Genomic DNA, 20026 nt, shown 5'->3' on the forward strand with positions numbered 1-20026 from the left:
GAGTAATGACCGAGTCCCGCGTAGAACCGACCCTCTTCGAGCGCATCGCCGCCCGTGAGATCCCCGCGCGTCTGGTCGCAGAGACCGACCGCGTCATCGCGTTCCACGACATCGCGCCGAAGGCGCCCGTGCACGTCGTCGTGACCCCGAAATCAGCGGAGTACCGCGACGTCGTCGAGCTCGCCGCGGGCGACCCGGGTCTGCTCGCCGAACTCGTCGAGGTCGCCAACGGCGTCGCCGTCGAGCTCGCCGGTGGCCAGTTCCGCCTCGTCTTCAACACCGGTGCCGCCGCGGGCCAGACCATCTTCCACGTGCACGCGCACGTGCTCGCCGACGGCAGCCCGGCCGGCGGCCTCGAGGAGGCCACGCTTGCCGGAGAGTGACCCGATCGGCGACTTCGCCGAAGCAGCGGCCCCCACGCCAGATGAGGAGCGGCTCGGCGTCGACTCAGATGAGGAGCGGCTCGGCGTCGACTCAGATGAGGAGCGGCTCGGCGTCGACTCAGACGAGGAGCGGCTCAGCATCGACGGCATCGCCATGGTGCGACTCCTCGGCCCGCAGGACCGACTGCTCACCCAGGTGCAGCGCGAGTATCCCGGCGTGCAGGTGCACGTGCGCGGCAACGAGATCGCGATCCGCGGCGACCAGGAAGGGCGCATGCACGTGCGCCGACTCATCGAGGAACTGCTCGAGCTCGTGCGCAGCGGGCAGGACCCCACCCCGACCGAAGTGAGGAGCTCGGCCCGCATGCTCGAAGCCGATCCCAATGCCAAGCCGTCCGAGCTGCTCGGGCAGGTCATCGTCTCGAGCCGCGGCAAGACCATCCGGCCGAAGACCGAGGGCCAGCGGCGCTACGTCGACGCCATCGACGAGCACACGATCGTGTTCGGCATCGGCCCGGCGGGCACCGGCAAGACCTACCTCGCGATGGCCAAGGCCGTGCAGGCGCTGCAGCGCAAAGAGGTCAGCCGCATCATCCTGACGCGCCCGGCCGTCGAGGCGGGGGAGCGCCTCGGCTTCCTGCCCGGCACGCTCACCGACAAGATCGACCCCTACCTGCGCCCGCTCTACGACGCGCTCAACGAGATGATGGACCCCGAGCTCGTGCCGAAGCTGCTCGCCTCGGGCACCGTCGAGGTCGCGCCGCTCGCCTACATGCGCGGCCGCACGCTGAATGACTCCTTCGTCGTGCTCGACGAGGCGCAGAACACGACGCCCGAGCAGATGAAGATGTTCCTCACCCGCCTCGGGTTCGGGTCGCGCATGGTCGTCACCGGTGACATCACCCAGATCGACCTGCCCGGCGGCGCCAGCGGCCTGCGGCTCGTCACCCGAATCCTCGACCATGTCGAGGACATCGAGTTCGTGCGCCTCACGAGCGACGACGTCGTGCGTCACACCCTCGTCGGCCGCATCGTCGACGCCTACACCGAATTCGACCAGCGCCAGCAGGCGCAGCGATTCGAGCGCGACCAGGCGCGCGAGTTCGCCAACCGCGCCGAACGGCGCGGCGCCGGCCCACGCGACCACCTGCCGAGGAAGGGCAAGGCATGAGCATCGAGATCAACAACGAGTCGGCCATCGAGGTCGACGAGACCGCCATCCAGCGACTGGCCGTCTACGCGCTCGACGCGATGCACGTGCACCCCGACGCCGAGATCGCCATCGTGCTCGTCGACGAGGGTGCAATGGAGCAGCTGCACGTGCAATGGATGGACGAGCCGGGTCCGACCGACGTGCTCAGTTTCCCCATGGACGAGCTGCGTCCTGGCACCGACGACGCGCCGACCCCGCCCGGGCTGCTCGGCGACATCGTGCTCTGCCCCCAGGTCGCCGAGGCGCAGGCGCGCACCGCGGGGCATCCGCTCATCGACGAACTGCTGCTCCTGACGACGCACGGCATCCTGCACCTGCTGGGCTTCGACCACGCCGAGCCGGCGGAGGAGAAGGAGATGTTCGGCGTGCAGCGCGACATCCTGGTCGGATTCTCCATGCAGGAGCGGCGCCGCTGACCATGCAGCCCTGGCTCTTCCTCGGCGCGGCGTTCGTGCTCGTCGCGTTCGGCGGTCTCATGGCCGCCGTCGACTCGGCGATCGCATCGAGTTCCCGCGCCGATGTCACAGAGCTCGCACTCGAGTCGCGCGCCCGGCGCTCGCTGCTCGCCATCGCCGACGACACCGGGGCGCACGTCAATGCGGTGAACTTCATGCGCATCATCGCGGAGACGACCGCGGCGGTGCTCGTGACCCTCGCCTTCGCGTCGTTCCTCGACAACGTGTGGCTCGTGCTGCTGTACTCGGCCCTCATCATGACCGCCGTGTCGTTCGTGCTCGTCGGGGCCAGCCCCCGCAGCGTCGGCAGGGTCAACGCCGAGATCGTGCTGCGGCTCTCCGCGCCGCTCGTGCACTTCCTGCGCGTGCTGCTCGGCCCGCTCGCCGGCGCGCTCGTCTCGCTCGGCAACCGCGTGACGCCCGGTCGCATCCGCTTCGCCGGGGTCTCGAGCGAAGAGCAGCTGCTCAGCATGGTCGACGAGGCCACCGAGCTCGACGTGCTCGAAGAGGGCGACCGCGAGCTCATCCACTCGATCTTCGAGTTCAACGACACCGTGGTGCGCGAGGTCATGGTGCCGCGCACCGACATGGTCACGATCGAGGCGGCCGCGCACCTGCCGCACGCGATGGCGCTGTTCCTGAAGGCCGGCTACTCGCGCATCCCCGTGATCGAACGCGACGCCGACGACGTCACCGGCGTGCTCTACCTGCGCGATCTCGCCCGGCTCGGCTTCGAACGTCCGCTCGACGCCGACGCGCTCACGGTCGGCGAACTCGTGCGCCCGGCGCTGTTCGTGCCCGAGTCGATGAAGGCCGATGCGCTGCTGCGCCAGATGCAGCTCGAATCGAACCACCTCGCCATGGTGGTCGACGAGTACGGCGGCATCGCCGGACTCGTCACGCTCGAAGACGTCATCGAGGAGCTCGTGGGCGACATCGCCGACGAATACGACCGCGAGGCCGCTCAGGTCGAAGACCTCGGAGGCGGCCGGTTCCGGGTGAACGCGCGGCTGCCGATCGACGAGCTCGGCGAACTCTTCGGCCTCGATATCGAGGACGAGGACGTCGACTCGGCGGGCGGCCTGCTCGCCAAGGAACTCGGCCGTCTCGCCCAGCCCGGCGAGCGGGTCACGGTCTCGGGGCTCGTGCTCGAGGCCGAGCGCACCGAAGGCCGACGCAAGCGCATCTCGACGATCCTCGTCGAGCGCGACCAGGCGCTCATCGACGTGCAGAGCGCGTTCGAGTCGAGCGACACCGATGGAAGGAACAACCGTGGCTGAGTACCATGCCGGATTCGTCTCGTTCGTTGGGCGGCCGAACGTCGGCAAGTCGACGCTCACCAACGCCCTCGTCGGCGAGAAGGTCGCGATCACGAGCTCGAAGCCGCAGACGACGCGCCGCGCCATCCGCGGCATCGTGCACCGTGAGCACGGCCAGATCATCCTCGTCGACACGCCAGGCCTGCACCGTCCGCGCACACTGCTCGGCGAGCGTCTCAACTCGCTCGTGCAGTCCACCCTCGGCGACGTCGACGTCATCGCGTTCTGCGTGCCGGCGAACGAGCCGATCGGGCCGGGCGACCGCTACATCAACGAGCAGCTCGAGCAGTACCCGCGGGCCAAGAAGGTCGCGATCGTCACGAAGACGGATGCCGCGTCGAAGGCCAAGATCGCCGAGCACCTGCTCGCCGTCTCGGAGCTCCGCGAGTGGGCGGCGATCATCCCGGTCTCTGCGCCGCAAGGCGACCAGCTCGACGTGCTCGTCGACGAGCTGCTCGCGCTGCTGCCCGAGTCCGACCAGCCGCTGTACCCGGCCGAGACCCTGACCGACGAGGACACGAGCGAGCGCATCGCCGAGTTCATCCGCGAGGCCGCGCTCGAAGGCGTCTCCGACGAGCTGCCGCACTCGATCGCGGTCACGGTCGACGACATGGTCGAGCGCGAGGACAAGGACCTGCTCGAGATCTACGCGAACCTCTACGTCGAGCGCGACAGCCAGAAGGGCATCATCATCGGCAAGGGCGGATCGCGCCTGCGCGAGGTGGGCACGACCGCCAGGGCCCAGATCGAGGGGCTGCTCGGCCGCAAGGTGCACCTCGCCCTGCACGTGAAGGTCGCCAAGGAGTGGCAGCGCGACCCGAAGCAGCTCGGCCGCCTCGGGTTCTGAGCCGCCAGCGCGCCGTACGACTCGAGGATGATTCCGGGCGTCGGCTGAGGCCCCCTCCCGCCCGAGCGCGTACGGTGGATCGGTGACCATCAGGATCAGCCGCGCGAAAATCACGACCGACATCGTGCTCGCCGTCGTGTTCGGATTCGTGTGCATGCCATTCGCCGTGCTCGGCGAGTGGGCCGACATCGTGGCCCTCATCCTCTTCGCCTCTGCGCTCGCGGTCCGGCGGTTCTCGCCGGGCTGGTCGCTGGGCCTCGCCTGGGGCGGCGCGCTCCTGCAGATGATCATGCTGCGCGACCTGCAGCTGTACGACGTCGCCGTGTTCGGCGTGCTCTACTCGACGGCGGCGTACGGCGGCCGGCTCGTGAAGTGGCTGGGGCTCGTCTCCGCCGGCGTCGGCGCACTCTTCGCGACCGGCTATCTCGCCGTGGTCAAGCCGCTCTTCGACGCCGGCTTCGCTGATCCGCAGGACACCGTCGCGGCGGTGGTCCTGATGATCGTGCTGTTCGTCGCGTCGATCGCCGTGTTCGTGCTGTCGTGGACGGCCGGGCTGCTCGTCCGCTCGGTGCGCGACACCCGCGAGGTGCGTCGACGTGAGGAGGCCGCGAACCGCGAGCGCGAGCTCGTCGAGTACCGCTACGTCGTCGAGCAGGAACGCAATCGCATCGCCCGCGACATGCACGACGTCGTCGCCCACTCGCTCGCCGTCGTGATCGCACAGGCCGATGGAGCCCGGTTCGCCGCGCGCACGCGCCCCGAGGCCGCCGTCGACGCGCTCGGCACGATCGCGGGGGTCGCCCGCGGGGCGCTGGGTGACGTGCGGCTGCTCCTCGCCGAGCTCCGCCACGACGAGGCCGGCGCGCCGCAACCGGTGCTCGACGACCTCGACGGACTGCTCGCCCAGGTGCGCGCGGCCGGACTCGACCTCCGGTTCACCGAGACCGGCCAGCGCCTGCCGCTCGGCACCGGCCACCAGATCGCGGTCTACCGCATCGCACAGGAAGGCCTCACCAATGCACTCCGCCACGGCGACATCACCGCACCCGTGGAGCTCGAGCTGGCATGGGACGCCGACGGCGTCACGGTCGCGCTCGTGAACGCCAGGCGAGCGGATGCCGCTCCGCCCGAGTCGCACGCATTCCGGCACGGCATCCCCGGCATGCGCGAGCGCGCGCAGCTCGCGGGCGGCACGCTCCTCGTGGAGGCGGGCGACGACGGCATGTTCCGTCTGACCGCGCGCATCCCGGCGCAGTCGGGGAGGCCGGCATGAGCGGCATCCGTGTCGCACTGGTCGACGACCAGGCACTGTTCCGCGCCGGCGTGCGCATGCTCATCGAGTCCCAGCCCGACCTCGAGGTCGTCGGCGAGGCGAGCGACGGCGGCGCCGCCGTCGACCTCGCACGCCGCGAGCGGCCCGATGTCGTCCTCATGGACGTGCGGATGCCGGTGCAGGACGGCATCGCCGCGACCGAGCAGATCCTCGCTGCGGCCGAGCGCGACGGGGTGGCACCCCCGCGCATCCTCGTGCTGACGACCTTCGACCTCGACGAGAACGCGGCGCGGGCGATCCGCGCGGGCGCGAGCGGCTTCGTGCTGAAGGACGCGGACCCCGAGTTCCTGCTCGCGGCCGTGCGAACGGTGCACCAGGGCAACCAGGTGATCGCGGCCGCCGCCACCCGGGCGCTCTTCGCGCACGTCGGCCGGGGGAGCGGGAGGCGCCCGGCGCCCGCGTCCTGGTCGGAGCTCACCCCGCGCGAGCGCGAGATCTTCGGACTCGCCGCGCGCGGACTCAGCAACGGCGAGATCGCCGCCTCCGAGTTCCTCTCGGAGGCGACGGTGAAGACGCACGTGAGCCGCATCCTCGCCAAGCTCGGACTGCGCGACCGGGTGCAGCTCGTCGTGTTCGCCTACGAGCACGAGCTGCCAGGCGCACCCTGAGTCGACCCGGGGTCCGACGGGCCGATGCCGGGTCATCCTCCAGGATGACGACGAACCATCCATGAGCCGGATGACCCGGAGCACGCGCCATCCGTAGCGTCGAAGACATGCAGATCCAACCCTCTGACCTCGGCCTGATCGCCCGCGTCGCCGAACTCGGCAAGCGCTACGGAACCGGTGCGAGCACCGTCACCGCACTCGACGACGTCTCCCTCGGACTCCGCCGCGGCGAGTTCACCGCCATCATGGGCCCATCGGGTTCGGGCAAGTCCACGCTCATGCACATCATGGCGGGCCTCGACTCGCCGAGCGCCGGCCAGGTGTGGCTCGGCGACACCGACATCACCGAGCTCTCGGACTCCGCATTGACCGTGCTCCGCCGCCGCCGCATCGGGTTCATCTTCCAGTCGTTCAACCTCGTGCCGACGCTCGACGTGCGCGGCAACGTGATGCTGCCGTTCGACCTCGACGGACGCCGCCCGACGCGGGACGAGCAGGCCTGGATCGACGAGCTCTTCGACACGCTCGGCCTGCGGCCCCGCATCGGCCACCGTCCGCACGAGCTCTCGGGCGGCCAGCAGCAGCGCGTTGCGATCGCCCGCGCCCTTGCCACCCGGCCCGACCTCGTCTTCGCCGACGAGCCGACGGGCAACCTCGACTCCCGCACCGGGCGCGAGGTGCTCGGACTCCTCGCCGCGGCGAGCGCGCGCTACGGCCAGTCGATCGCGATGGTCACGCACGACCCGGTCGCCGCGAGCCACGCCGATCGCATCCTGTACCTCGCCGACGGCCGCATCGTGCGCGACTCCGGTCGCTCGAGCGCCGAGGAGATCTCGTCGTTCATGCTCTCGATGGAGGTCGCGGCCTGATGCACACGCGGCTGAAGGACCAGTGGCCGACGCTCCTCGTCGCCGTGCTGGCGGGCACGTTCGGCGTCGCCCTGCTGCACATCACGGGGCTGCTCGCCGCCGCGATCGCCGCCGACGACGTGACCGGCGAGAGCGGCACGGTCGCGATGATGCTCGGCATCGTCGCCGTCGTGTTCGTCGTGATCGCGATCTACGTGAGCGCGATCGTGACGGCGAACACCGTCTCGACCGTCGTGGCGGGCCGCACACGACTCATCGCCCTGCTGCGCCTCATCGGGTCGAGCGCCCGCGCGCAGCGTGCCCAGATCGCACGGGAAGGCCTGCTCGTCGGCGTCGTCGGTGCCGCGATCGGCGTCATCGCCGGCACCGCGATCGCCTTCGGGCTCGAGCAGGTCTCCGTCGCGAACGATCTCATGCCCGCCACCGACTACGACTACCTGAACGTGATGGTCGTGCTGCCGGCGATCGCCGTCGTGGTCACCACCTGGCTGGCCTCGTGGGTCGGCTCGCGCCGCGTGCTGCGGGTGCGGCCGATCCAGGCGATCGGCAACGCCAACGAGCAGGACCGCGAGGAACTCGGCCGGCGTCGCGGCCGCAACATCACCGCGCTCGTGCTGTTCGTCGTCGGCATCGCCCTGCTGGTCGCGGGTGTGATCTGGGGACTCACCGAGCCGTACGGCGTGCTGATCGGCATGGTCGGCGGTCTCGTCTCGTTCACGGGCATCGTGCTCGGAGCCCACGTCGTGATGCCGCCGGTGCTGCGCCTCGTCGGTCGTCTCTTCGGTGCCTCGCCCGCTGCGCGCCTCGCCGCGGAGAACGCGGTGCGCCACCCCGAGCGGAGCTCCCGCATGACGATCGGCCTCGTGATCGGCGTCACGCTCGTGACGACGTTCTCGGTGACGATGGAGTCGTACCGGGCCATGCTGCTCGCCGCGCAGCAGGCGCATCCCGAGGTCTACGCGGGCATCGACGAGATGCTCAACGTCACCGTCACGATCTTCACCGTGCTCATCGGCTTCAGCGCGCTCATCGCCGCGATCGGAATGGTCAACACCCTCTCGCTCAGCGTCATGCAGCGCACCCGCGAGCTCGGACTGCTGCGTGCGCTCGGCTTCGACCGCCGGCAGCTGCGCCGCATGATCGTCGTCGAGAGCGCGGCGCTCACCCTCGCGGCCACCTTCGCGGGCATCGTGCTCGGGTTCGGGTACGGCTGGGCGGGTGCGCAGGCGCTGCTCGGCGGCGCCCAGGCGGAGCCGACCTTCGTGCTGCCGGGCATTCCGTGGGCGCTGTTCGGCGGGCTGCTCGTGGCGGCGGGCGTCCTGACGCTCGTGGCCTCCATCGCCCCGGCACGGCGCGCGATGCGCGTCTCGCCGGTGGTCGCCCTCGCGGTCGACTAGGGAACGGCACCGCGAGGTGTCGAGGGGAACGGAACGAGCGGATGCGTCGGGGGAGGCATCCGCTCGTTCCGTCATGTGTTGCGCGTCGGAACACCGGTGGTGTTAGCCTTGGCGTGTGCTTCACGGCCTGCTTCTCCTTAGCTGCCGCAGCGAGTCCTAGTCTCAGGCCTCCCTCGCTGCGGAGTTCGTCGTCGGCTGAAACCCATCCGTAAGCGAGAAGAGCACCCAATGCAGAACACCCAGCAGCCGTCGTCGATGCCCGTGCATCGCTATCGCCCGTTCCACGAGCAGATCCGCGTCGACCTGCCCGATCGCACGTGGCCGGGCAAGCGCATCGAGCAGGCACCGCGCTGGTGCGCCGTCGACCTGCGCGACGGCAACCAGGCCCTCATCGACCCGATGAGCCCCGAGCGCAAGCGCATCATGTTCGACCTCCTGGTGAAGATGGGCTACAAGGAGATCGAGGTCGGCTTCCCCTCGGCGAGCCAGACCGACTTCGACTTCGTGCGCAGCCTCATCGAAGGCGACGCGATCCCCGACGACGTCACCATCCAGGTGCTGACGCAGGCCCGCGACCACCTGATCGAGCGCACCTACGAGTCGATCGCCGGCGCGAAGCAGGCCATCGTGCACCTCTACAACTCGACGAGCATCCTGCAGCGCGAGGTCGTCTTCCGCACCGACAAGCAGGGCATCATCGACATCGCCCTGCACGGTGCGCGCAAGTGCCGCGAGATGGAAGCCTCGATTCCGGGCACGACGGTGTACTACGAGTACTCGCCCGAGAGCTACACGGGCACCGAGCTCGAGTTCGCGGTCGACGTGTGCAACCAGGTGATCGAGATCTTCGAACCGACGCCCGAGCGCAAGGTCATCATCAACCTGCCCGCGACCGTCGAGATGGCCACGCCCAACGTGTACGCCGACTCGATCGAGTGGATGTCTCGGCATCTCGCGCACCGCGAGAACGTGATCCTCTCGCTGCACCCGCACAATGACCGGGGCACCGCGGTCGCCGCGGCCGAGCTCGGCTACCTGGCCGGCGCCGACCGCATCGAGGGCTGCCTCTTCGGCAACGGCGAGCGCACCGGCAACGTCGACCTCGTCGCCCTCGGCATCAACCTGTTCACGCAGGGCATCGACCCGCAGATCGACTTCTCCGACGTCGACGACGTCAAGCGCACCGTCGAGTACTGCAACCAGCTGCCCGTGCCCGAGCGCCACCCATGGGCCGGCGACCTCGTCTACACGGCGTTCTCGGGATCGCACCAGGATGCGATCAAGAAGGGCTTCGAGTCAATGGACGCCGAGGCGGAGCGCCGCGGCGTCACCCTCGGCGAGCTCGAGTGGGCGGTGCCGTACCTGCCCGTCGACCCGCGCGACCTCGGCCGCAGCTACGAGGCCGTCATCCGCGTGAACTCCCAGTCGGGCAAGGGCGGCGTCGCCTACCTGCTGAAGACCGACCACGCGCTCGACCTGCCGCGCCGCCTGCAGATCGAGTTCTCGGGCGTCGTGCAGGCCAAGACCGACGCCGAGGGCGGCGAGGTCTCGAGCGACGAGATCTGGCGCGTCTTCAACGACGAGTACCTGCCCGCGCCGCAAGAGCGACCCGACGAGAAGTGGGGCCGGTTCGAGCTCCTGTCGCTGCGCACCGAGAGCGCCCTCGACGGCGTCGTGAACGTGCGGGTGGGCCTGCGCGACGGCGACGAGCGCGTCGAGGCCGACGCGAGCGGCAACGGGCCGATCTCCGCCTTCCTCGCCGTCATGGGTGCCGAGGGCGTGTCGGTGCAGCTGCGCGACTACGTCGAGCACACGCTCGCCGCGAGCGGCAACTCGCTGGCCGCCGCCTACGTCGAGCTCGAGGTCGAGGGCCGCGTGCTCTGGGGCGTCGGCATCGACGCCGACATCTCCACGGCATCGCTGAAGGCGGTCGTCTCGGCCGTCAACCGCGCGCTCCGCAGCGCGGTTCCCGCCGAGGCCGAGCGCGAGGTCGTCGGGGTCTGAACGAATCGGATGCCGCGTGCACGACGTGTGCACGCGGCATCCGCTCGTTTCGCTGCACGGAGGTCAGGCTCGCCGCCAGACCTTCCAAGAACCGAGGGCACGTTGCTCGGGAAGGCTCCAGCCGAAGCGCACGGAGCCCAGTCGGATCAGGGTGGTGACGACCACGCACGCGCTGCCCGCCACGACGACGTTGACGCCGAGGGCGACGAGCACGACGAGGAGCGCCGCGCCGACGGTCGCGGCGATCGCGTAGAGCGAGCCGACGTGCATAAGCGCGATCGGCAGGTTCAGCGCGACATCGCGGAGGATCGAGCCGCCGACTGCTGAGAGCACGCCGACGAACACGGCCGGCACCACGGGCGCTCCGTAGGCGAGCGCCTTCGTGGTGCCGATCGCGCCGAAGAGGCCGATCGTGACCGCGTCGAGGGCGATGATGAGCCCGTTGAGCCTCGTAAACACTCGGAGCAGCAGCATGCCGAGCAGTGCCGCTGCGGTCGCGACGGGGATGTACCAGTTGTCGAAGATCGCCGCCGGCGGCTGGTTCAGGAGCACGTCGCGCAGCAGACCGCCGCCGAGTCCGACGAGCACGCCGATCAGTGCGACGCCGAGCAGGTCGATTCGGCGCTCGGTGAGGCGGGCCGCGAACATCGCGCCCTGGATGGCTCCGATCGCCACTGCGGTGAGGTCGAGCCAGAGGGGGATGACGAAGAGTGCGGAGCTCACGGCACCAGTGAATCACGCGCCGCGAGGAACTGCTCGAAGGTTTGCTCGCCAGTCGGCCCGCCCGGCACGAGGGCGGCGCCCGTGCGGTACGCGCGGAAGGTCGCGCCCGGCAGTCGCAACGGCATGATCGGGCGATGCGAGCCCCGCGCGGTGCGATACGCCTCGGCGAGCGAGCGGAACGTGCGCACCTCGGGGCCGCCGATATCCGGCACACGCCCGGCAGGGGTGGAGTCGACGAGCTCGATGAGCCGGCCGACGAGGTCGTCGACGTCGATGGGCTGCAGGCTGATCGACGGCGCGACGAGCACGGGGGAGTACCGCTGCGCATCGAGGAGCGAGGCCACGAAGCTGTGGAACTGCGTGGCACGGAGGATCGTGTGCGGCACGCCCGAGGCGGTCACGACCGATTCGGTCGCGAGCTTGCCGCGATAGTACGGGAGCGGGTTGCGGTCGATGCCAACGATCGAGAGCAGTACGAGGTGCGGGGACCGGTCGGGGCCGATCGCGTCGACGAGCGTCTGGGCGATCCCCGAGTCGTCGCGGTTCGTCGTCGCGAGGTGCACGATCGTGTCGACGCCGTCGACGGCCGCCTCGATACCCTCGCCCGTGGTGAGGTCGCCCGTCACGAGACCCGGCCCGCTGCGGCGACTCAGTGCCCGCACGGTGTCGCCGCGATCGCGGAGCAGCTCGACGAGCCGGTTTCCGACCGTTCCGGTCGCTCCAGTGACCAGGACTTCTCCCATGCGCTGCCTCTCGAACTCGGATTCGGACTCGGCTCGGCGGTCCTGCGTCCGGCCGAGCCCAGTCAAGCATGCGGAATCGGGCCGCCGCGGCATCCGCTTCGGGCGGTTCGCCCACGCAGGGTGGGAGAATGAAGGGTGCCCGTGTACCGAGATGAAGCCGTCGTGCTCCGCACCCACAAGCTGGGCGAGGCCGACCGCATCGTCACCCTGCTGACTCGGCAGCACGGCAAGATCCGCGCCGTCGCCAAGGGCGTGCGGCGAACCGGCTCGAAGTTCGGGTCGCGACTCGAGCCGTTCATGGTCGCCGACCTCCAGCTCTACGAGGGCCGGAGCCTTGACGTCGTCACGCAGGCCGAGTCGCTCGGCGCCTACGGCGCACTGATCACCCAGGACTACTCGGCGTACACCGCCGCCAACGCCATGGTCGAGGCCGCCGACAAGCTCACCGAGGCCGAGGGCTCGCTGCAGCAGTACCTGCTGCTCGTCGGTGCCCTGCGCTCGCTCTCGCGCGGCGAGCACGGGGCGAGCCTCACCCTCGACTCCTACCTGCTGCGAGCACTCTCCCTCGCCGGCTGGGCGCCGAGCTTCCAGGACTGCGCACGCTGCGGCAAGGTCGGCGAGCACACGGCCGTGGTCGTGCAGCTCGGCGGCGTCGTGTGCGACGAGTGCGCCCCGCCCGGCACACCGCGCATCGCCGGCTCCACCGTGGCGCTCCTCGGCGCACTGCTCGCCGGCGACTGGGCGTTCGCGAAGGCGTCGAGCGATCGCGATCGCGGCCAGGCCAGCGGCATCATCGCCGCGTACACCCAGTGGCACCTCGAGCGGGGCCTCCGCTCGTTGCCGCATGTATCCAGAGAGACGACCGCCCAGTGAGCCCGAAGCCCTACACACATCGCGACGCCGTGCCCTACCGGCCGCTCGACTGGACGGGCCTCTACCCGCCCGCGCTGCCGAAGGGCGCCGTGCCCGAGCACGTCGCGATCGTCATGGACGGCAACGGGCGGTGGGCCAACCGCCGCGGACTCACCCGCATCGAGGGGCACAAGGCCGGAGAGATCGCGCTGCTCGACGTCGTCGCGGGTGCGATCCAGGCCGGCGTGAAGCACCTCTCGGTCTATGCGTTCTCGACGGAGAACTGGAAGCGCTCGCCCGAAGAGGTGCGCTTCCTCATGGGCTACAACCGCGACGTGCTCCACCGCCGGCGCGACCAGCTCAACGAGTGGGGGGTCCGGATCCGGTGGGCCGGTCGTCGCCCGCGCCTCTGGGCCTCTGTCATCAAGGAGCTGCAGGTCGCCGAGCAGCTGACGGCCGGCAACGACACGCTGACCCTCACGATGTGCGTCAACTACGGCGGTCGCACCGAGATCGCCGACGCCGTGCGATCCATCGCCGACGACGTGGCATCCGGTCGCCTCCGCCCGTCGGCCGTGTCGGAGAAGCTCATCGCGAAGCGGCTCTACGTGCCCGACCTGCCCGACGTCGACCTCTTCGTGCGCAGCTCGGGTGAGCAGCGCACCTCGAACTTCATGCTCTGGCAGTCGGCGTACGCCGAGATGGTGTTCCTCGACACGCTGTGGCCCGACTTCTCCCGGGTCGACCTGTGGCAGGCCATCGAGCTCTACGCCGGACGCAACCGCCGTTTCGGCGGCGCGGTCGACGCACCGACCGCCGAAGGCTGACGCCCTCGGGGGTCGGCGGCGTCAGTCCAGGCCGAGCTCGACCATGAGCGACCGCGCCTTGGTGAGCGCAGCGCTCGAGCCCGGCCGTGCTGCGATCTCCGCCAGGCCGGGCCACGCGGCGTGCTCTGCCGGGATCCGGCCCGCCGTGGCGGCGGCACGCAGCACCGGGGCTCGAAGCAGTGCGACGTCGAGCACGCGGTTCAGCCAGGACGGCGGCTTCGGCTGGGCGGCCGCGAATCGGACGGATTCGGTGAGCAGCGGCCACAGCACCGGCAGCGCGCGCAGCTCGCGTTCGAGCGAGCCCATCATGCGCGCGGGCGAGATGTCGGGCAGCGGCAGCAGGCGCGACGCGGCCAGGCGCACCGACTCGGCACTGAAACGACGGTTCACGACCATCGCGTCAACGCTGTAGCGCGACTCGACGTCGGAGCACAGGGAGGCCAGCACGACCGCGACCATGAGCACGGTCAGCGGCGGCACCGGGCCGTTGCTCGGGCCGTCCTTGCCGCTGCTGCGGTCGCGGAACTCCGAGGGGATGATCCTGCCCGACGCTTCATCCCACTGCAGCCAGCGTCGTTCGTCGCCCACGACCGTGTCGGCGTCGAGCTGGCCCTCGCGGTCGAGGGCGTACGACCAGGACATGAGCGCCCGGTACCGCACATCGGATGCCTCGGCCAGGCTGAACTCGAGCGGCACGAAGCGCTTCGACCCGCGAAGGTGCGATGACGAGGCGAGGCGGACGCCGTCGTCGATGGCGGCCCCCTCGCCGTCTCCGGCGGGCCAGATCGCGTCGAGATCGACCGAGGGCTTCGGCGCAGCGACGTCGGAGCCGGAGGCCGTACTCGGTTCGAGGAGTCGCGCAGTGATCGCCTTCGCGGCGGCGACGGCGCGCGATGAGCCCGGTCGTGCAGCGAGGGTGCGGGTGTGCGGGAGGTCGAGCGTGGACGGATCCGCGAGGCCGGCTGCGACGGCGTCTTCGGCGCCGGGCAGCAGGGTGCCGATCGTCTCGACGATCTCCGCGGTACCCGCCGTCATCCGAACCGCTCCCAGCGAGTGGCCCACGAAACCGTCGAGAAGCGGCCAGACGACCGAGCCGAGCCCGGCTTCGCTCAGTTCCAGAGCGACGCGAGCGAGCTGCGCACCGTTCGAACCGCCACGGTCGTGCAGGCCGAGATCCGCCACCCCCGGACGCAGCAGCCCTCGGTCCCATGCCTCCAGCACCCCCTCGAACATGTCGGTGGCGGCATTCGGGTGCGGTGATCGAAGGCCGCAGAGCATCCGTGCGGCGAGGCGCGGGGTGAGCGGTGCGTTTCGGCGTGCGAGCTGGCGCCACGCGAAGCCGCTGCCGGCGTCGAGTCCATCGCCCGAGTACGCGCCGTCGCCCCACGTCGGCAACTCGATGGGCGTGCCCCAGCCGAAACCCGTCGTGTCGATTCGGCGCGGGAACGGAGTGAGCGACGCCGGAAGCGTGGTGGCCGCACGGCGCCAGTCGCCGTCCTCGTCCGGTACGAGCGAGGGCTCGAGCAGCGGATCGAGCGCGTACGCGCACGCTGCCGGGCCGGCGGCGATCGTCATCAGCTCGCCGGACTGCAGCACGACGGGCACGTCCGACACGGCGAGCGCGTCGAGGTGCCGCTGCTCGACGAGCGCCAGGTCGAGGCGGAGCAGTGCGAGGAGTAGATCCGCTTCGCTCGCCGTTGCGCCCGCATCGCGGTAGCGCTGCAGGCGTTCGACGAGATCGTCCGGCGCGATCCGGAGGTCGTCCCACGACGGCGTGGACAGCAGCGTGGGAACCTCGCCGAGCCGCTGGACGACCGAGGCTTCGCGCGCCGGGACCGGACCGAACACCACATCGCGCCGCCACTCGTCGTCGCCGGTCAGCACGAGCCGGTCGAGCATGCGGATGCGATCGCCGGCGATCCGGTCCGCAGCTGCGCTCACCCCCGTGCGCCAGTTCGGCCGCAGCCCGCGCAGCGCGGTGTGTGCCGCGTCGGCATCGGTCCGTGCGACGGCGTTCGCGAGCTCCAGGAAGCGGTCGACCTCGAGGTCGTCGGCGCCCTCGGGGCGGGATGCCAGCACGCCCGCGGCCGCGGCCAGCACGGCAGGTGAGGCGACCGGCAGCTGGAAGCGCGGCACGGACCAGACGTCGGGAGCGGGCTGCCACGCGGTCGCTGCGGACTCCGGCTCCGCGATGGGGTCGGCGGCGATGCCCCATCGGTCCTGGAGTGCCTGTGCCGCCTTGGCCAGCGAGCCGTCTCGGCCTGTTGCGATCGGTGACAGGGCGTCCGCGGCGGTCTCGGCTGCCTCGCCGGTGAGCGGCCGGGAGCGGCGCAGTGCCGCGTCGAGCACGATCCTTCGTGCGGCCTTGGACTTCGCCGCGAGCGCGAGCGAGAGCACGTCGGCCGCCTGGTACTCGTCACCGTGCTCGATGATCGCGGGCGCGAGCGCCGTCACCACCGGGGCCTCCGCATGGCTGAGAGCTCCGAGGAGCGCGTCAGCATGTGCGACGAGCTCGCTGTCGGTGAGCGCGAGCGAGTCGGCGAGGATTCCGGCCCACGCCTTGCGATCGCCAGGGCGCTGGGCGGCATCGAGCGCGGCGAGCACGAGGGTCACGGCTTCGTCGCGCTCCACCCAGCCCTGTTCCGCCCCTGCGGCGATCACCCTGCCGAAGGGGCCGGTCGCCGGGGCTCCCACCGCGACACCGGTGCGCAGGTGATCGACGAATCGCGCGCGGATCACCTCGGCGTCGATCGCGCCGCGGCCGGCGGGGTACAGCTCCGCCTCCAGACCGAGCGCGACGGCCGCGTACACGGCCCAGTCCTTCAGATATTCCACGCCCTCGGGCACGGGCAGCTCGTGGTGGTGCACCAGCCGCACCGCACGGCCGGCGTGCACCGACGTCGCGTGCTCCCAAGGGCGCCGGTTCGAGCGGCAGGCCCGGGAGGTGAAGGCGATGGCGAACTCCGGCCCGCGGGTCGCGAGCACCTCGGCGGCGAGCTGATCGGGGACGGAGCCGGGGCCGCCGAGCACGGCTTCCGCACGCCGTGCGTCCGCACCCACGCGGATGGCGAACAGTGCGAGCATCCCGTGGTCGGCCCCGCCCACCATCGACTCGCGGGAGAGCGTGTTCCCCTCCGAGACCCACATGTCCCAGTCACCCCGCAGCAGGCCGGCGCGAGCTTCGCGCCGTTGCGCCTCGGTGCCGACCGGGAGCTCGAGCGCGTCGGTCTGCGCCGCGTCGGCCCAGCCGAGGTCGCGGAACAGCTCGAGCGAGCGGGCGAGGGCGTCGGTCATCGGATCTCCTCCATCAGGATCTGGACGGCGAGCACGTGCTTGCACGCACCTCGATCTCCACCGCCCGTCAGTTGCCACGTGCAGGTGCAGCGGAAGTCGCCATCGGCGGCGCGAACGCTGTACGTGGCGGGCTCGGAACGGGTGCCCGCGTGGACGAGCCACTCGCCGGGCTCGGTGCCCGGCTCCACGAGGCGGTGCGCCACGAGCCGTCGCGCGGCTCGCACGCGCGGATTGTCGCGCACGGCACGCTCGGGGTCGTCGGGCATCTCGCGATGGAAATGAGCGTGTTCGTGCACGTCCCAGCCCACACGTCCTGATGCGGCGAGCACGGCGAGGCCGGACTCCACTTCTGCCGTCGTGAGCCCCGACTCCCGACGCAGCCGCTCGATATCGATCACCGGCTCGAACGCCAGCAGCGCGGAGACGAGCGCCGCATGGTCCGAGACGTCGGGACCGGCGAGCGCGCTCAGCAACGAGCCCTCTCCCGAGAACCCGCGCCATGCTTCCTTGGTGATGCCGAGCAGCAATCGGGCGTGCGGGAGCTCGACCTCGAATGCCGGTGCGCCCGGCTCACCGTCGGCGGGGCCGTAGACGGTGAGCCCGGTCACGTGGGGGAGCAGTCGCCTCAGGGCGCTCAGGCGGTGGAGCCCGCTCACGTGCACTGCGCGGTCGGTGCGACGCGGCGCGATGCGGAATCCTGCAGCGGTCGGCGTGAGCCATCCGGCCGACGGTGCCGCGGTCGCGGCAGGGATCGAGGTGAGCAGCGTGCGCGCCGCCGCCCGGTCGAGGGTGAAGACGCGTGCGAGTCGACGGTGCATCTCCGCGACGTTGCCGAGCGCGGGGACCCAACGATCCGGCATCTCGACCCGCCGTTCAGCGGCCGCGGCTGAGGGCGTGGCGACCGTCAGACCGTGCAGGCCGACATCGAGATGGAACAACTCGTCTCTGCCGACGGAGGCGAGTGCCCGTCGCGTGGCCATCCCGATGTCGACGTTGGTCGTGCCATACGCCACCTCACCGCCATCCAGCCCGGAGTCGAGCAGGTCGAGGCGCGCATACACGCTGTTGCAGGCCGAGAAGACTTCGGCGCGCAGCCGGTCGCCGTGGGCGGTGAGCACCGGGTCGCGCTGGGTGGTGGGGGTGTACTTGAAGTACCGCGTGGCGGTGATGTCGGCGAGCGACAACAGTCCGCGCGCCACCACCTGCGGCTCCGTCGCGAAGCCGTGGAAGAAGCTCGGACTGGCGACCGGTCCGTCGGGCGTGAGGGCGGGGGCGAGCGCGAGTGCGAGCCGATCCCGAGTCACCGATGACGCCGTCGTGAACCCGCGAACACCCATGCGGACGAGGCTAGCGGAGGAGTGCGCTCCAGCCGTCCGCGCCACGGGCTTCACACGATCGATCCGGGCGCCCCGACCGCACGCCGAGCACGGTCAGCGGCGGCCGAGCACCCCGGCGAACAACGCGTGCAGCAGCGGCAGAGTCGAGGCGACCATCAGCGTCGTTCCGACGACGGGGTTCAGTGCCACGAGTACAGCGCCGCCGATGAGCAGTGCGGCGAACAGCACGGCCGACACGACGCGGCGAGCGACGCCCTCGAGCCGGTCGAGGCGCCGTTCCAGGCGTGAGGTGTCGAACGCGAGTCGACCCTGATCGGCCTTCGTGATGAGTGCGTCGACGCGTTGCGGCATCCGCCAGAGGAGTCCTGCGCTCTTCAGCGCCTCCGCGGCGAGATCCTGCACGATGTCGCCCCGCTCCTCGTCGAGCAGTCGCGCGGCATAGGGTTCGACGGCATCCCACACGTTGAACTCGGGGTCGAGGCCGCTGCACATGCCCGAGGTGAGCGCCATCGAACGGATCAGCAGGAGCAGCCGCTCGGGCAGCTGGAACGGGAGCGATCGCATGACATCGCCGAACTCCGCGCCGAAGTCGCGGAACTCCCGCGGGTCGACGTGCTTCAATTGCGCGAAACCCATGCCGCCGAAACGCTCGAAGAGCTGGGAGAGGGCGCGCTCGAGCTCGCCGGTCTCGGCCGAGGGCATGAGCACCCCGATCTCGCCGGCCGCCTCGATCATGGCCCGACCGTCGCGGGCGGCCACCGCGATGACGAGCGCGCGAAGTCCGGCCCGCAGCTCGGTCGGCACCTCGGCCATCATGCCGAAGTCGACGAAGGTGAGCCGCCAGGGCGGGGTCGATCCGCCCGGCCCGTCGTCCCGATCCGTCGTGCGGGGCAGTGGCGTGACGAAGATGTTGCCCGGGTGCGGGTCGGCGTGCACGAAGCCGTGCGTGAAGACCTGGTCGAACATGATCTCGGCGAAGACCCGTGCCACGTCGGCGGGCGGGATGCCGGCCGCCCGCAATGCGTCGGTGTCGTTGATCTTGATCGCCGTGACGTCCTCGAGGGTCAGCACCCGGCGGGTCGTCCGCTCCCACACCACTGCCGGGGCGTACACGCGGTCGTCGTCGGCGAACGACTCCGCGAACCTCTCGGCACTCGCCGCCTCGTGCAGGTAGTCGATCTCCTCGAGACTGGTCTGCGCGAACTCCTCGACGAGGGCGGGGGCATCCACGCGGTCGGACACGATGCGCACCCGCCGCAGCCACCCGGCGACGCGGCGGAGCGCGGCGAGGTCGACGGCGACGATCTGGTCGATGCCCGGGCGCTGCACCTTGACGACCACGTCGGCGAGTCCGTTGTCCGCGGCATCGAGCTCGGAGAGCCGGGCACGGTGCACCTGCCCGAGCGACGCCGCTGCCACGGGCACTTCGTCGAACCGGTCGAAGACCTGCCCGAGGCGTGCGCCGAGCTCGGCCTCCGCGAGGTCGCGGATCGCGGGGAACGGCACCGGAGGCACCTCGTCCTGCAAGCCTTCGAGCTCCGAGGTGATCTCCGGCGGCAGCACATCGAGGCGGGAGGACAGGAACTGCCCGACCTTGATCATGAGTCCGCCGAGCTCGACGGCGAGCGTGCGGAACTCTTCCGCGATCTTCCGGATCCGCCGCTCGCGGGTGCGGGCGGTGATGCTGGAGAGGCCGAGTTTCGGCAGGGCGAGCTCGAACCACCAGAGTTGGAGGAGCCGACGGGCCGCGAACGTCAGGATGCGGCGGGAGCGCGCACGGGGTGCACCGTCGCTCATCGCGCCGTCCGTTCGCCGGTTCCTC

Annotated in this window: 17 protein-coding genes; 12 read left to right on the forward strand and 5 right to left on the reverse strand. The window is 70.7% G+C overall.

Annotated features, from left to right (window positions below; genetic code table 11):
- The first annotated feature begins 5 nt into the window (after positions 1–5).
- The 10 genes from ASE14_RS01205 (at position 6) to leuA (ending at position 10428) form a co-directional block, all read left to right on the forward strand.
- The gene (locus ASE14_RS01205; RefSeq protein ID WP_056649619.1) at positions 6–383 is read left to right on the forward strand and encodes an HIT domain-containing protein; all 378 of its coding nucleotides are present in this window, start codon (positions 6–8) and stop codon (positions 381–383) included.
- A gap of 154 nt (positions 384–537) precedes the next feature.
- Positions 538–1554 (forward strand): PhoH family protein, encoded by a 1017-nt coding sequence (locus tag ASE14_RS01210; RefSeq protein ID WP_056651606.1) that lies wholly within the window; start codon positions 538–540, stop codon positions 1552–1554.
- Positions 1551–2012 (forward strand): rRNA maturation RNase YbeY, encoded by a 462-nt coding sequence (gene ybeY, locus ASE14_RS01215; RefSeq protein WP_056649622.1) that lies wholly within the window; start codon positions 1551–1553, stop codon positions 2010–2012. Before ASE14_RS01210 ends, ybeY begins: the two co-directional genes overlap by 4 nt.
- A 2-nt stretch (positions 2013–2014) precedes the next feature.
- Positions 2015–3331, forward strand: a complete 1317-nt coding sequence (locus ASE14_RS01220) for a hemolysin family protein (protein WP_056649625.1) — start codon at positions 2015–2017, stop codon at positions 3329–3331.
- The gene (gene era / locus ASE14_RS01225; protein ID WP_056649627.1) at positions 3309–4217 is read left to right on the forward strand and encodes a GTPase Era; all 909 of its coding nucleotides are present in this window, start codon (positions 3309–3311) and stop codon (positions 4215–4217) included. The genes ASE14_RS01220 and era overlap by 23 nt, the downstream gene beginning before the upstream one ends.
- Before the next feature lie 82 nt (positions 4218–4299).
- Positions 4300–5490, forward strand: a complete 1191-nt coding sequence (locus ASE14_RS01230) for a sensor histidine kinase (RefSeq protein WP_056649630.1) — start codon at positions 4300–4302, stop codon at positions 5488–5490.
- Positions 5487–6158, forward strand: a complete 672-nt coding sequence (locus ASE14_RS01235) for a response regulator transcription factor (protein ID WP_056649632.1) — start codon at positions 5487–5489, stop codon at positions 6156–6158. Before ASE14_RS01230 ends, ASE14_RS01235 begins: the two co-directional genes overlap by 4 nt.
- A 107-nt stretch (positions 6159–6265) precedes the next feature.
- Positions 6266–7027 (forward strand): ABC transporter ATP-binding protein, encoded by a 762-nt coding sequence (locus ASE14_RS01240; protein ID WP_056649635.1) that lies wholly within the window; start codon positions 6266–6268, stop codon positions 7025–7027.
- Positions 7027–8424 (forward strand): FtsX-like permease family protein, encoded by a 1398-nt coding sequence (locus tag ASE14_RS01245; RefSeq protein ID WP_056649639.1) that lies wholly within the window; start codon positions 7027–7029, stop codon positions 8422–8424. The genes ASE14_RS01240 and ASE14_RS01245 overlap by 1 nt, the downstream gene beginning before the upstream one ends.
- A 228-nt stretch (positions 8425–8652) precedes the next feature.
- Positions 8653–10428 (forward strand): 2-isopropylmalate synthase, encoded by a 1776-nt coding sequence (gene leuA, locus ASE14_RS01250; RefSeq protein ID WP_056649642.1) that lies wholly within the window; start codon positions 8653–8655, stop codon positions 10426–10428.
- A 63-nt stretch (positions 10429–10491) separates the two neighbouring features.
- On the opposite strand, the gene ASE14_RS01255 is transcribed toward leuA, so the two are convergent.
- Together ASE14_RS01255 and ASE14_RS01260 are read right to left on the reverse strand one after the other, a co-directional pair.
- Positions 10492–11151 (reverse strand): trimeric intracellular cation channel family protein, encoded by a 660-nt coding sequence (locus ASE14_RS01255; protein ID WP_056649644.1) that lies wholly within the window; start codon positions 11149–11151, stop codon positions 10492–10494.
- Entirely contained in the window at positions 11148–11894 is a 747-nt protein-coding gene (locus ASE14_RS01260; protein ID WP_056651608.1) for an SDR family oxidoreductase, read from the reverse strand. Before ASE14_RS01260 ends, ASE14_RS01255 begins: the two co-directional genes overlap by 4 nt.
- A gap of 135 nt (positions 11895–12029) precedes the next feature.
- Between ASE14_RS01260 and recO the strand changes: the two genes are divergently transcribed.
- Positions 12030–12767, forward strand: coding sequence for a DNA repair protein RecO (recO, locus tag ASE14_RS01265; protein WP_056649647.1), 738 nt, complete (start codon positions 12030–12032; stop codon positions 12765–12767).
- Complete coding sequence (locus tag ASE14_RS01270; RefSeq protein WP_056649651.1) at positions 12764–13573, forward strand: isoprenyl transferase; 810 nt, start codon at positions 12764–12766, stop codon at positions 13571–13573. Before recO ends, ASE14_RS01270 begins: the two co-directional genes overlap by 4 nt.
- Before the next feature lie 21 nt (positions 13574–13594).
- Here the strand turns inward: ASE14_RS01270 and ASE14_RS01275 are convergent, their stop codons facing one another.
- The 3 genes from ASE14_RS01275 to ASE14_RS01285 all read right to left on the reverse strand — a co-directional run bounded on the left by ASE14_RS01275 (position 13595) and on the right by ASE14_RS01285 (position 20001).
- A complete protein-coding gene (locus ASE14_RS01275; RefSeq protein WP_056649654.1) occupies positions 13595–16867 on the reverse strand; it encodes a DUF6493 family protein in 3273 nt (1090 codons plus the stop codon).
- Positions 16864–18204, reverse strand: coding sequence for a hypothetical protein (locus tag ASE14_RS01280; protein WP_056649657.1), 1341 nt, complete (start codon positions 18202–18204; stop codon positions 16864–16866). The genes ASE14_RS01275 and ASE14_RS01280 overlap by 4 nt, the downstream gene beginning before the upstream one ends.
- Before the next feature lie 93 nt (positions 18205–18297).
- Complete coding sequence (locus ASE14_RS01285; protein WP_056649660.1) at positions 18298–20001, reverse strand: AarF/ABC1/UbiB kinase family protein; 1704 nt, start codon at positions 19999–20001, stop codon at positions 18298–18300.
- Positions 20002–20026 lie beyond the last annotated feature (25 nt).

Origin of the sequence: Agromyces sp. Root81, assembly GCF_001429165.1 — a bacterium.
Lineage (GTDB): Bacteria > Actinomycetota > Actinomycetes > Actinomycetales > Microbacteriaceae > Agromyces.